The 12,421-nt window shown below is 74.1% G+C and carries 11 protein-coding genes and 1 tRNA gene; 8 read left to right on the top strand and 4 right to left on the bottom strand.

Going from position 1 to position 12,421, the window contains the following annotated elements; all coding sequences use genetic code 11:
- A partial coding sequence (locus tag ACI8AF_RS27245) for an integrase core domain-containing protein (protein WP_456542918.1) occupies positions 1-132 on the top strand: 132 nt, incomplete at its 5' end.
- On the opposite strand, the gene ACI8AF_RS27240 is transcribed toward ACI8AF_RS27245, so the two are convergent.
- From ACI8AF_RS27240 to ACI8AF_RS27225, 4 genes are all read right to left on the bottom strand, one after another.
- Positions 129-1,004 carry a hypothetical protein gene (locus tag ACI8AF_RS27240; RefSeq protein WP_456542917.1) on the bottom strand — a complete coding sequence of 292 codons (876 nt, stop codon included), beginning with the start codon at positions 1,002-1,004 and terminating at the stop codon, positions 129-131. The two genes, ACI8AF_RS27245 and ACI8AF_RS27240, sit on opposite strands and share 4 nt — an antisense overlap.
- 204 nt (positions 1,005-1,208) lie before the next feature.
- Positions 1,209-1,280 (bottom strand) — tRNA-Arg (locus ACI8AF_RS27235).
- Between the two features lie 60 nt (positions 1,281-1,340).
- The gene (locus ACI8AF_RS27230) at positions 1,341-2,021 is read right to left on the bottom strand and encodes a DUF305 domain-containing protein (protein WP_456542916.1); all 681 of its coding nucleotides are present in this window, start codon (positions 2,019-2,021) and stop codon (positions 1,341-1,343) included.
- Positions 2,022-2,028: 7 nt separating this feature from the next.
- Positions 2,029-2,871 carry a DUF3105 domain-containing protein gene (locus tag ACI8AF_RS27225; RefSeq protein WP_456542915.1) on the bottom strand — a complete coding sequence of 281 codons (843 nt, stop codon included), beginning with the start codon at positions 2,869-2,871 and terminating at the stop codon, positions 2,029-2,031.
- Between the two features lie 168 nt (positions 2,872-3,039).
- Between ACI8AF_RS27225 and argS the strand changes: the two genes are divergently transcribed.
- From argS to rpmE, 7 genes are all read left to right on the top strand, one after another.
- Positions 3,040-4,701, top strand: a complete 1,662-nt coding sequence (argS, locus tag ACI8AF_RS27220) for an arginine--tRNA ligase (RefSeq protein ID WP_456542914.1) — start codon at positions 3,040-3,042, stop codon at positions 4,699-4,701.
- Positions 4,698-6,188 (top strand): diaminopimelate decarboxylase, encoded by a 1,491-nt coding sequence (lysA, locus tag ACI8AF_RS27215; RefSeq protein ID WP_456542913.1) that lies wholly within the window; start codon positions 4,698-4,700, stop codon positions 6,186-6,188. The genes argS and lysA overlap by 4 nt, the downstream gene beginning before the upstream one ends.
- On the top strand, positions 6,185-7,477 hold the full coding sequence (locus ACI8AF_RS27210) for a homoserine dehydrogenase (protein WP_456542912.1): 1,293 nt from the start codon (positions 6,185-6,187) through the stop codon (positions 7,475-7,477). The genes lysA and ACI8AF_RS27210 overlap by 4 nt, the downstream gene beginning before the upstream one ends.
- Before the next feature lie 73 nt (positions 7,478-7,550).
- A complete protein-coding gene (gene thrC / locus ACI8AF_RS27205) occupies positions 7,551-8,624 on the top strand; it encodes a threonine synthase (protein ID WP_456542911.1) in 1,074 nt (357 codons plus the stop codon).
- Positions 8,621-9,541 carry a homoserine kinase gene (thrB, locus tag ACI8AF_RS27200; protein ID WP_456542910.1) on the top strand — a complete coding sequence of 307 codons (921 nt, stop codon included), beginning with the start codon at positions 8,621-8,623 and terminating at the stop codon, positions 9,539-9,541. The genes thrC and thrB overlap by 4 nt, the downstream gene beginning before the upstream one ends.
- Before the next feature lie 248 nt (positions 9,542-9,789).
- A complete protein-coding gene (gene rho / locus ACI8AF_RS27195) occupies positions 9,790-11,913 on the top strand; it encodes a transcription termination factor Rho (RefSeq protein ID WP_456542909.1) in 2,124 nt (707 codons plus the stop codon).
- 186 nt (positions 11,914-12,099) lie between these two features.
- Positions 12,100-12,324, top strand: a complete 225-nt coding sequence (gene rpmE, locus ACI8AF_RS27190) for a 50S ribosomal protein L31 (RefSeq protein WP_456542908.1) — start codon at positions 12,100-12,102, stop codon at positions 12,322-12,324.
- The last annotated feature ends 97 nt before the right edge of the window (positions 12,325-12,421 follow it).

Genomic DNA, 12,421 nt, shown 5'->3' with positions numbered 1-12,421 from the left:
CTCAGCGAGACCGCCCGCCGCCAGGCCCTGCCGGGATGGCTACACGAGTACAACCATCACCGGCCCCACACCGCTATCGGACGACGCCCACCGATCGCCCGCCTGACCAACCTGTCTGGGCAGTACAGCTAGTTCGTCGACGTGTCAGGAGTGATGCTGCCGGTCTCCCACTGGCCGGTGATGCCGTTGATCAGCCAGGGACGGTTCCCGTCGGTGGTCGGCACCAGGAAGAAGGTGGACGTCTTGGTGATCGGAACGAGCACCGGCGAGCCGCCCTGGTCGATGTGCACCGTGGCCTTCTCGACCACGACGAGCTTCAGGTTGCCATCGGGGCTCACCTCGGCCTGCGGATCGCCGATGGTGTGATCGGTGACCCACTGGCCGTCACCGAATTCGAGGCCGTCGCCTTCCATGTGGTTGAAGACCATGCTGTTGAGGTCGTCCATCGCGGCCTGGTGGTCGGCAACCGCTTCGCGCACTGTCTCCCGGAAGTCCGCGGCCATGCTCGGCGTCATGTAGGCCGTGAGTCCCTCGAACGCCTCCGCGGTCGGCTCGGGGTCCGACGGCATCGCGTCCTCGTTGAATGTCGCCTGGTCGAGGTACTCGGCCACCTCGGCGTAGGCAGTTCGAACCGGCTCCGCGCCGAACTGGTCGACCGCCGGACCGGAGAACGACGCCGGGGCGACCGTGGCCGGCTCGACCCGTGACGGGACGGCGGGCGCGGGGCTGCTCGGCGCGGCAGTCATCGTCGACGGGCTGCTGGCGGACGCGGGGCGGTCGGCGGGGTCGGTGCCCCCGCAGGCGGCGAGCGCGAGCGCCCCGGCGAGCAGGCCTGCGGCTCCACGGAGGCGGCGGACGGTGGGGGTGTGCATGTCGTCTCTCTCCCTGTGCGTGCGCGGGACGCCTTCAGCGGGCGTGCGCGCCGGAGTGCCGCACTCAACCGGCGCCTCCTCGCAAGCACCATCGGCGCGGACCCCTCCGCGCTGCAGCCCAACCACCCCCACGGGGCGAGAGGTCCCTGCACCGGCAGGTGGTGCGGGGTCGGGCGACCAGCGGGAGGTCCGCGCACCCAGCACCGGCGCGCACGCAGACCGCGGTGACTGCCTCCAGGAAGCAAAAGGCCCCCGCCGGGAGCCGGCGGGGCCTCTCGTGACGCTCCAGGTGACCCACGGTCAGCCCTCGAGGGACCGACGGGTAGGACCGGTGGGTGCCCCCGGCAGGATTCGAACCTGCGCACCCGCCTCCGGAGGGCGGTGCTCTATCCCCTGAGCTACGGGGGCTCGTGTCGGTGGGGCAGGGGAGAAGTTACCAGCCGCCCCGGACCGACCTGCGCGCGCCCGTCACGGGGCCGGCAGCGGATTGCCGCCGCGCGCGGTGAGCATGGCCGCCATCGTCGTCGTCTCGGCGTCCTGCGTGTCGGCGATCCGGCCGGCCAGCGTGCTCACGGCCCGCACCTCGGCGTGCTCCGCGGCGTACTCCGCCATCTCGAAGCCGCCCTGGTGGTGCCGGATCATCAGCTGCAGGAAGCGGACGTCGAACGCCGTCCCGGTGAGCGACCCGAGCTCGCGCAGCTCCTCCTCGGTGGCCATGCCGGGCATGAGACCGCCGTCCGCGGCGTCGTGGTCGTGCCCGGACGCGCCCATCCAGGCCATGGGCTCGTCGCTGTTCTGCGACAGACCCCACAGCGACAGCCAGCCCTGCATGCGGCCGGCCTGGTTGGTCTGGGTGGACGAGATGTCGAAGGCCAGCTGCCGGACCTCCGGGTCGGACGTCCGGCTCAGCGCCAGGTTGGCCATCTCCACGCCCTGCAGGTGGTGGCGGGACATGTCGCGCGCGAAGCCCGCCTCCACGGAGTCGGCCGCCGGCGGCTCGTCGCGGCCGACGCCGAGCGCGACCGCGCCGCCGGCGCCGAGCAGCAGCAGCGCGGCGCCGATCACCGCCAGCAGGGCGGTCCGCAGGGGACTGCGCCCCGGCGCGGCGGCGGGGGGCTGCTCGGCGGTCTCGGTCGGCTCGGCGGTCATCGTCATCTCAGGGGGTGCCGCTGCTGCTCTCGGCGGTCGGCGTGGTCGCCATGTCGCTGGACCCCACCGGCGCGCTCTCCTGGCCGGCGACCAGCGGGCTGGCCGCGAACTGCGGGTTCTCGCAGCTGGCGCCGATCTCCGGGTAGGCGTTGTCGACCTCGGAGTTGAAGGTCATCAGATCGGCGAACTGCTCGACGCGCTCGTCGGTGGCCGAGTCGACCTTCAGCTGGTGGTTCCAGGACTGGAGGCTCACGGCGGTGTCGAGGCCCGCGTACGGCGAGAGCATGCGGCCGGCCTCGCCGTCGACCAGCTCGGCCAGCCGGTCGATGTCCTCCTGGCTGACCAGGTCGGGGTTGTAGGTGATCCAGACGGCGCCGTGCTCGAGGCTGTGCACCGCGTTCTCGTGCCGGACGTCGACGGTGTAGACGGTGCCGGTGCAGTCGGCCCAGACGCCGTCGTGCGGCCCGCCCACCGGCGGCGACTCGGTGTACTCGACCGGGGTGGTGACGTGCTGCTGGCCGGCGGCGTACTCGAAGGCCTGCACGCCCTCGATCTCGTCGATCGACGTCACGCGGCCCTCGTTGGCCTTGTTCACCCGGATGGTCGCGTAGGTGATGACCGCGGCGGCGAAGACGACGACGGCGACCGCGGCGGCGATGAGGCCCCAGGGCTTGCGCTGCGCCGTGACGACCTGCGTCGGCGGCCGGGTGCGGCCGCCCTTGCGCGCGGTGCCGCTGCCGGCGCCCGCGGGCCGGGAGCCGCTCGAGCTGCCGGACCGGCTCGACCCCCCGCGGGTCTCGCCGCGCGTCGCGCGGGCGTTGTCGGGCTTGCGGTCCTTGGCCAAGGCCACTCCTCGTGCTGGGCGCGGTCGCGCCGCTGTCGTCGGGCGCAGAGGCCCTCCATCCGCGCGGGAGTCTAGGTCGGCATGCTGTGCGGACCGCGGAACCGCAGGACCTCCGGCGGGGGACGTCCGACACACGGCGGCCGGGGCGGGACGGCCGCTCAGTACGCTCGACCGGTGACACCCGAGCAGCTGCGCGACGTCGTCCGGACCGCCGTGGCCGCGGCCGTCGACCGAGGCGCGCTGTCGGTCGAGGTCCCCGACGACGTCCTCGTCGAGCGCCCGAAGAACCCCGAGCACGGCGATTACGCCACCAACGTGGCCCTGCGCCTGGCCAAGGCCGCCGGCCGCCCGCCCCGCGAGGTGGCCGAGGCGCTGGCCGCCGAGCTGCGGGCGCACGAGGGCATCGCGTCGGTCGACATCGCCGGCCCCGGCTTCCTGAACCTGGTGCTGGCCAAGGACGCCCTAGGCCGGATCGCCGTCCGGGCGGTGACGGCGGGGGAGGCCTACGGCCGCACCGACGTACTCGCCGGGCAGCGGCTGAACCTGGAGTTCGTCTCGGCCAACCCGACCGGGCCGGTGCACATCGGCGGCAGCCGGTGGGCGGCGGTCGGCGACGCGATCGGCCGGCTGCTCGAGGCCAGCGGGGCCGCGGTGACCCGCGAGTACTACATCAACGACGCCGGCGCCCAGATCGACCGGTTCGCGCGCAGCCTGCAGGCCGCGGCCAACGGCCGGCCGGTGCCCGAGGACGGCTACGGCGGCACCTACATCGCCGACATCGCGGCTTCCGTGGTGGCCGAGGTGCCCGACCTGCTCGCCCGCGACGAGGCCGAGCAGGTGCAGGTCTTCCGCGACCGCGGCGTCGCGCTGATGCTCGACGAGATCCGCCGGTCGATGGAGGACTTCGGCGTCGACTTCGACGTGTGGTTCAGCGAGAAGTCGCTCTACGAGACCGGCGCGGTGGACAAGGCCCTGGCCCGGCTGCGGGAGCAGGGGCACGTCTACGAGGCCGACGGCGCGGTGTGGCTGCGCACGACCGACTTCGCCGACGACAAGGACCGCGTGCTCGTCAAGGCCGACGGCGAGACGACGTACTTCGCCTCCGACTGCGCCTACTACCTCGACAAGCGGGCGCGGGGCTTCGACAAGGCCGTGATCATGCTCGGCGCCGACCACTCCGGCTACGTCGGGCGCTACAAGGCCCTCGTCGCCGCCACCGGGGACGACCCGGCGCAGAACCTCGAGATCCTCATCGGCCAGCTGGTCAACCTGCTCCGCGGCGGCGAGCCCGTCCGGATGAGCAAGCGGGCCGGCACGATCGTGCTGCTCTCCGACCTGGTCGACGCGATCGGCGTCGACGCCGCGCGGTACGCGCTGGCCCGGGCCTCGGTCGACCAGCAGATCGACATCGACATCGACCTGTGGAGCCGGCAGACCAGTGACAACCCGGTCTTCTACGTGCAGTACGCGCACGCCCGGATCGCCTCGGTGCTGCGCAACGCCGCCGACCTGGGGCTGCCGCTGGGCGAGGCCGGCGCCGTCGACACCGCGCAGCTGTCGCACCCGCGCGAAGGCGACCTGCTGCGGGCGATCGGCGAGTTCCCGCGGGTGCTCTCCACCGCGGCCGAGCTGCGGGCGCCGCACCGCGTCGCCCGATACCTCGAGGAGCTGGCCGGCACCTACCACCGCTTCTACGACAACTGCCGCGTGCTGCCCCGCGGCGACGAGGAGGTGGGCCCGCTGAACACCGCGCGGCTGTGGCTCTGCGCCGCCACCGCGGTCGTGCTGCGCAACGGGCTGGGCGTCCTCGGCGTCTCCGCGCCGGAGCGGATGTGAGGGCGCACCCCGCGGGTCCCCTGCACGGGAACCTGCAGCAGCCCACGCCCGCTGGTCCGCCGCCGGCCGACCTCGGCGTCGTCGACCCGCACGTGTGGCCGCGCACGGCCGAGCGGGTCGACGGCGAGCTGCACCTCGGCGGCCGGCCGGTGACCGAGCTGGCCCGCGAGCACGGCACCCCGCTGTTCGTGCTCGACGAGTCCGACTTCCGCGGCCGGGCCGCCGACTTCGCCGCGGCCTTCGACGGCGCCGACGTCCACTACGCCTCCAAGGCGTTCCTGTGCGGGCAGGTGGCCCGCTGGATCGCCGAGGACGGGCTGCACCTCGACGCCTGCTCCGGCAACGAGCTGGCCCTGGCGCTGGCGGCCGGCTTCCCGGCCGCGCGGATCGCCCTGCACGGCAACAACAAGTCGCCGCTCGAGCTGCGCATGGCCGTCGAGGCCGGGATCGGCCGGATCGTCCTCGACTCCTTCGACGAGATCGAGCGCCTGGTCCCGCTGGCCGCCGCGCGCGTGGCCGCCGGGGGCGCCCCGGTCGCCGTCCTCGTCCGGGCCACCGTCGGCATCGAGGCGCACACCCACGAGTTCATCGCCACCGCGCACGAGGACCAGAAGTTCGGCTTCTCGCTGGCCACCGGCGACGCGCTGACCGCCGCGGTCCGGGTGATCCGCGAGCCGGCGCTGCACCTCGCCGGCCTGCACAGCCACATCGGCTCGCAGATCTTCGACACAGCCGGGTTCGAGGCCGCCGCGCACCGCGTCGTCGGCCTGCTCGGGCAGGTCCGCCAGGCCACCGGCGAGGCGCTCGGCGAGCTCAACCTCGGCGGCGGGTTCGGCATCGCCTACCTCTCCGACGACGACCCGGTGAGCCCGCACGACGTCGCGGCGAGGCTGCGCGCCGTCGTCGCCGCCGAGTGCGCGGCGCTCGACCTGCCGGTCCCGCGGCTGGCCGTCGAGCCCGGGCGGGCCATCGCCGGGCCGGGCACCGTCACCCTGTACGAGATCGGCACGATCAAGCCGGTCCGGCTCGGGGCCAGCGGCACCCCGGGTGCGCCGCTGGTGCGCAACTACGTGTCCGTCGACGGCGGGATGAGCGACAACATCCGCACCGCCCTCTACGACGCCGCCTACACCTGCGTGCTGGCCAACCGCACCTCCGACGCCCCGCCCGCGCTGTGCCGGGTGGTGGGCAAGCACTGCGAGAGCGGTGACATCCTGGTCCGGGACCTGTGGCTGCCCTCCGACGTGCAGCCCGGCGACCTGCTGGCGGTCGCCGCCACGGGCGCCTACTGCTGGTCGATGGCGAGCAACTACAACTACCTGCTCAAGCCCCCGGTGGTGGCTGTGCGGAACGGCACTGCCACCGAGGTGGTGCGGCGTCAGACACTGTCCGACGTGTTCGCCCTCGACGCGGTCCTGGCCGACGTGCCCGCGCCCACCCCCGCGCCCTCCCAGCCGGCGCCCGAGCACGCGGTGGTGCGGTCGTGACGCCGGCGCTGCGCGTCGCGCTGCTGGGCTGCGGCACCGTCGGCTCGGCGGTGCTGCGGCTGATCGCGGAGCAGGGGGAGGACCTGGCCGCCCGCATCGGCCGCCGGGTCGAGGTGGTGGGGGTCGCCGTCCGCCGTCCCGACCACCACCCCGACGTCCCGGCGGAGCTGCTCACCACCGACGCCGAGGCGCTGGTCACCCGCGACGACGTGGACCTCGTCGTCGAGGTGATCGGCGGCATCGAGCCGGCGCGCACCCTGCTGCTGGCCGCCTTCGAGGCCGGCAAGCCCGTGGTGAGCGCCAACAAGGCGCTGCTGGCCGAGGACGGCGTCGCGCTGCACTCCGCCGCGGCCAAGGCCGGCGTCGACCTGTACTACGAGGCCGCCGTCGCCGGCGCGATCCCGCTGCTGCGCCCGCTGCGCGAGTCGCTGGCTGGCGACCAGCTGCGGCGCGTCGTCGGCATCGTCAACGGGACGACGAACTACATCCTCTCCCGCATGGCCGAGACCGGCGCCGGTTTCACCGAGGCGCTGGCCGAGGCCACCGAGCTCGGGTACGCCGAGGCCGACCCCACCGCCGACGTCGACGGCTTCGACGCCGCCTCCAAGGCCGCGATCCTCGCCTCGCTGGCGTTCCACACCCCGGTCTCCGGCACCGACGTCTACCGCGAGGGCATCTCGGCGGTGACCGCGACCGACGTCGCGCGGGCCGCCGAGATCGGCTGCGTGGTCAAGCTGCTGGCCATCTGCGAGCGGGTGGCGGGGGAGGACGGCGACTCGGTGGCCGTCCGCGTGCACCCGGCGATGATCCCGACCTCGCACCCGCTGGCCGGGGTCAACGGCGCGTTCAACGCCGTGTACGTCGAGGCCGAGGCGGCCGGGCAGCTGATGTTCTACGGGCAGGGGGCCGGCGGTGAGCCCACCGCCAGCGCCGTCCTCGGCGACCTGGTCGCGGTGGCGCGCAACCGGCTGGCCGGTGCGCCCGGCCCGGCCGTCACCTCCTACGCGGGGCTGCCCGCGCGGCCGATCGCCGAGACCCCGACCCGCTACCACGTGAGCCTCGACGTCGCCGACCGCCCGGGTGTGCTCGCGGCGGTCGCGCACGAGTTCGCCGAGCAGGGGGTGAGCATCGCGACCGTCCGCCAGGACGGGCACGGCGACGCCGCCACGCTCGTGATCGTCACCCACAGCGCCCCGGACGCCGCCCTGTCGGCGACGGTCGCCGCGCTGCAGGAGATGCCCGCGGTCCGCGGGGTGACCAGCGTGCTTCGGGTGGAGGGCCTGACGTGACCGGGCGTGCGAGGCCACGCGGGGGCAGAGCACCGTCGGGCATGACGACGACGAGCGTCAGCGAGGAGTTGTCGTGACCGTTCCGAGGACCGTCTCGCCGTTCTGGCCGGGGCTGATCGAGGCCTACCGCTCCCGGCTGCCGGTCAGCGACACCACCCCGGTGGTGACGCTGCAGGAGGGCGCGACCCCGCTGGTGCCCGCGCCCGAGATCTCGCGGCTGACCGGCTGCGAGGTCTACCTCAAGGTGGAGGGCGCCAACCCGACCGGCTCCTTCAAGGACCGCGGCATGACGATGGCCATCACCAAGGCCGTCGAGGAGGGGTCGCAGGCGGTCATCTGCGCCTCGACCGGCAACACCAGCGCCAGCGCCGCGGCCTACGCCGCGCGCGCCGGCCTGGTCTGCGCCGTCCTCGTGCCGCAGGGCAAGATCGCCACCGGCAAGCTCGCCCAGGCGCTGGTCCACGGCGCCCAGCTGCTGCAGGTGCAGGGCAACTTCGACGACTGCCTGGCCCTGGCCAGCAAGCTGGCCATCGACTACCCGGTCAGCCTGGTCAACAGCGTCAACCAGTACCGGATCGAGGGGCAGAAGACCGCCTCGTTCGAGGTCGTCGACGTCCTCGGCGACGCCCCCGACGTCCACTGCCTGCCCGTGGGCAACGCCGGCAACATCACCGCCTACTGGCAGGGCTACCGCGAGTACGCCGCCGACGGGCCGGCGACGAAGCTGCCGCGGATGTGGGGCTTCCAGGCCGCCGGCGCCGCGCCCATCGTCACCGGCCAGGTGGTCGAGCAGCCGTCGACGATCGCCACCGCCATCCGCATCGGCAACCCGGCGTCCTGGACCAAGGCGCTGGCCGCCCGCGACGAGTCCGGCGGCCGGATCGACGCCGTCACCGACCGGGCGATCCTGGCCGCGTACCGGCTGCTCGCCCGCAAGGAGGCGGTGTTCGTCGAGCCGGCCTCGGCGGCCTCGGTCGCGGGGCTGCTGCAGGTCGCCCAGGCGGGGGAGCTGCCCGCCGGCTCGCGGGTGGTCTGCACGGTGACCGGCAACGGGCTCAAGGACCCGGAGTGGGCCATCTCCGGCGCGCCCGCCCCGGTGTCGATCCCGGTGGACGCGGGCGCGGCCGCGGTCCAGCTGGGCCTGTGACGGCCGGCGTCCGGGTCCGGGTGCCCGCGACCAGCGCGAACCTGGGCCCGGCGTTCGACTGCGCCGGCCTGGCGCTGTCGCTCCACGACGTCCTGGAGTTCACCGTCACCGACGGCGGGCTGTCGGTCGAGGTGACCGGCGTCGGCGCCGGCGAGCTGCCCACCGACGAGTCGCACATGGTGGTCCGTGCGTTCCGGGCCGCCTGCGACGAGCTCGGCTGGGCCCCGCCGGGGCTGCGGCTGTCGGCCGCCAACGAGATCCCGCAGGGGCGGGGGCTGGGCTCCTCGGCGGCCGCGGTCGTCGCCGGCGTGTACGCCGCCTGGGCGCTGTGCCCCGACGTCGAGACCGTCGACGGCGACGCGGTCCTGCGGCTCACCACCGAGCTCGAGGGGCACCCCGACAACGTGGCCGCGTGCCTGCTCGGCGGCGCCACCCTCTCGTGGCTGACGGCGGACGGCGCCCGCGCCGACAGCTTCGACGTCGCCCCCGACATCGCGCCGGTCGTGTTCGTGCCGGCCGCCACCCTGTCGACGCACGTGGCGCGCGGCCTGCTGCCGGAGGTCGTGCCGCACGCCGACGCCGCGTTCAACGCGGGCCGGGCCGCGCTGCTGGTGCACGCGCTGACGCGGGAGCCGGGGTTCCTGCTCGAGGCCACCGAGGACCGGCTGCACCAGCGGCAGCGCGGCGCCGCGATGCCCGCGTCGCTCGAGCTCGTCGACCGGCTGCGGGCGGCCGGGCACGCCGCCGTCGTCTCCGGCGCCGGCCCGAGCGTGCTGGTCCTCGCCCGGCGCCCCTCCGTCGTGGGGGTGACCGAACTCACCCCTGCGGGGTGGCGGGCGCTGCCGCTCGACGTCGATCCGACCGGCGCGGGCGTACTCTCGGTGCAGGGCGCTCGTGGAGCAGAGGTATCGTCCTGATAACGAGGAACACGCCGGGACCGACCGGTGTTGTCGTGTCCGTGGGTCGCGTCTAGGCTCACGACGTAGCCGCCCCCAGGGGCGAGCCTCGCGCGGGGCGTTGCAGACGAACACCATCCGTCGCCGCTGATCCGCCTCGCACCCATGAGATCCGTCTTCTTCGGTGTCCCCTCTTCCCGACGGAGCCGACGAGGACGGGTCACCCCCTGCGCCAGTGGGCGCAGGTCACCGCAGGGAAGGACCTGTACGTGAGTGAAAGCACCGACCTCGCCGTGACCGGCGCGCAGGACGCGCCCGGCTCGAGCGGGGCACCTGCCGCTTCTGGGACGGCGGGACGTTCCCGTCGCCGCGGCAGCGGGCTGTCGGGGATGCTGCTGCCCGAGCTGCAGCAGCTGGCAGCCGAACTGGGCATCACCGGCACCGGCCGGATGCGCAAGGGCGACCTGGTCGCCGCCATCTCCGCCCGCCAGGTCGGGAGCGAGGCCAACGGCTCCGTGCCGGCACCCGCCGCCCCCGCCGAGGGCACCGTGAACGGGCGCACCGGCGCCCCCACCGCGGCCGAGCCGCTGGAGGCCCCGGTCAGCGGCGGCGCCAACTCCGGTCCGGTCGTGGGTGACACCACGAGCGCTCCCGCCCGCCGGCGCCGCGGCGCCAGCCGGCCCGCCGGCTCCCCGTCCGCCGAGGACGCCCCCGAGGCGCCCGCCGCCGAGGCCCCCGCGCCCGTCGAGAGCGCGGCCCCGGCCGACACGGCCGCCCCCGCCGAGGAACGCACCGACGGCGACCGTCCGGCCCGCACCCGTGACCGCGACCGGAACCGTCGCGACAACCGGGACGGCGACCGCGTCGAGGGTGACCGTCCGGCCCGCACCCGCGACCGCGACGGCGGCCGGGCCGAGAGCCGCGACGGCGGCCGGGCCGAGGGCCGTGCCGAGGGCCGCGACGGTGGCCGTGCCGAGGGCCGCGACGGTGGCCGTGCCGAGAGCCGCGACGGTGGCCGTGCCGAGAGCCGCGACGGCGGCAACCGCGGCCCCGACCGCGGCGACCGCCCGGCCAACCGGAGCGACAACCGCACCGACCGCGGTGACCGCACCGACCGCGACGGCGGCCGCAACGACCGCGACGAGGACGACGACGACTTCGAGGGCGGCCGCGGCCGCCGCGGGCGCCGCTACCGCGACCGCAACCGGCGCGGGCGCGACCGCTTCGACCAGACCGAGCCGACCATCAGCGACGACGACGTCCTGCTGCCGGTCGCCGGCATCCTCGACGTCCTGGACAACTACGCGTTCGTGCGCACGTCCGGCTACCTGACCGGCCCGAACGACGTCTACGTGTCGCTGTCGCAGGTGCGCCGCTACGGCCTGCGCCGCGGCGACGCCATCACCGGCGCCGTCCGGCAGCCGCGCGAGGGCGAGCGCAAGGACAAGTACAACGCCCTCGTCCGCCTCGACACGGTCAACGGCCTGGACCCCGAGCAGGCGCGCCAGCGCCCGGAGTTCCACAAGCTGACCCCGCTCTACCCGCAGGAGCGCCTGCGGCTGGAGACCGAGGCGCACCAGCTGACCACCCGGGTCATCGACCTGGTCATGCCGATCGGCAAGGGCCAGCGCGCGCTGATCGTCTCGCCGCCGAAGGCCGGCAAGACGATGGTGCTGCAGGCGATCGCCAACGCGATCACCCGCAACAACCCCGAGTGCCACCTCATGGTCGTCCTCGTCGACGAGCGGCCCGAGGAGGTCACCGACATGCAGCGCTCGGTGAAGGGCGAGGTCATCGCCTCGACCTTCGACCGGCCGCCGTCGGACCACACCACGGTCGCCGAGCTGTCCATCGAGCGGGCCAAGCGCCTGGTCGAGATGGGCCACGACGTCGTCGTCCTGCTCGACTCGATCACCCGGCTGGGCCGCGCCTACAACCTGGCGGCCCCCGCCAGCGGGCGCATCCTCTCCGGCGGTGTCGACTCGACCGCGCTGTACCCGCCCAAGCGGTTCCTGGGTGCGGCCCGCAACATCGAGCACGGCGGCTCGCTGACGATCATCGCCTCGGCGCTGGTCGAGACCGGGTCCACCATGGACACGGTCATCTTCGAGGAGTTCAAGGGCACGGGCAACGCGGAGATCAAGCTCGACCGCCGGCTGGCGGACAAGCGGGTCTTCCCGGCCGTGGACGTCAACGCGTCGGGCACGCGCAAGGAGGAGATCCTCATGTCGCCCGACGAGCTGGCCATCCTCATCAAGCTGCGGCGGGTGCTCTCCGCGCTGGAGCCGCAGCAGGCCCTCGAGCTGCTGCTCGACAAGCTGCGGAAGACCCGCAACAACGTCGAGTTCCTCATGCAGATCCAGAAGACCACGCTGGGCCCGGGCAACGACTAGGAGGACCCCCTTCCTCCCCGGCCCTCGCGCGCGCTCGGGCCGGGGCCCTGGAAGGGGACCGTTCCAGCCCCTCACCACCTTCAGGGATACTGGTCGGCCGAGCCCGCCGGGCGGGGGCGGAATGCACCGCCGTCCGCCCGCGTTCGACCCGGTGAACCACACAGACTTCGCAGAAGAGGCGACTTCATGAAGCCCGACATCCACCCGGCCTACAACGTCACCACCGTGACCTGTGGCTGTGGCAACACGTTCCAGACCCGCAGCACCGCCCCCAACGGTCAGCTGACCGTCGAGGTCTGCTCGGCCTGCCACCCCTTCTACACCGGCAAGCAGAAGATCCTCGACACCGGTGGCCGCGTCGCCCGCTTCGAGAAGCGGTTCGGCAAGCGCACCGCCGGCGCCGGCAAGTAGCGACCCGCACGGCGCCCCTGCCCACCCCCCCCGGGTGGGGTCGGGCGGCGTTTCCAATTCCGCCCCAGTAGCTTTTGTTGGCCCAAACTGGCCCCCC

Source organism: Blastococcus sp. SYSU D00669 (assembly GCF_054050715.1).
Note: the sequence above shows the minus strand (reverse complement) of the source record. Positions and strands in the feature narration are given on the sequence as shown.

What these genes read in the sequence shown, in the direction of transcription:
- ACI8AF_RS27230 (WP_456542916.1), bottom strand. Translation starts at nt 2,021, where the DNA reads ATGACCGCCGAGCCGACCGAGACCGCCGAGCAGCCCCCCGCCGCCGCG.
- rpmE (WP_456542908.1), top strand. Translation starts at nt 12,100, where the DNA reads ATGAAGCCCGACATCCACCCGGCCTACAACGTCACCACCGTGACCTGT.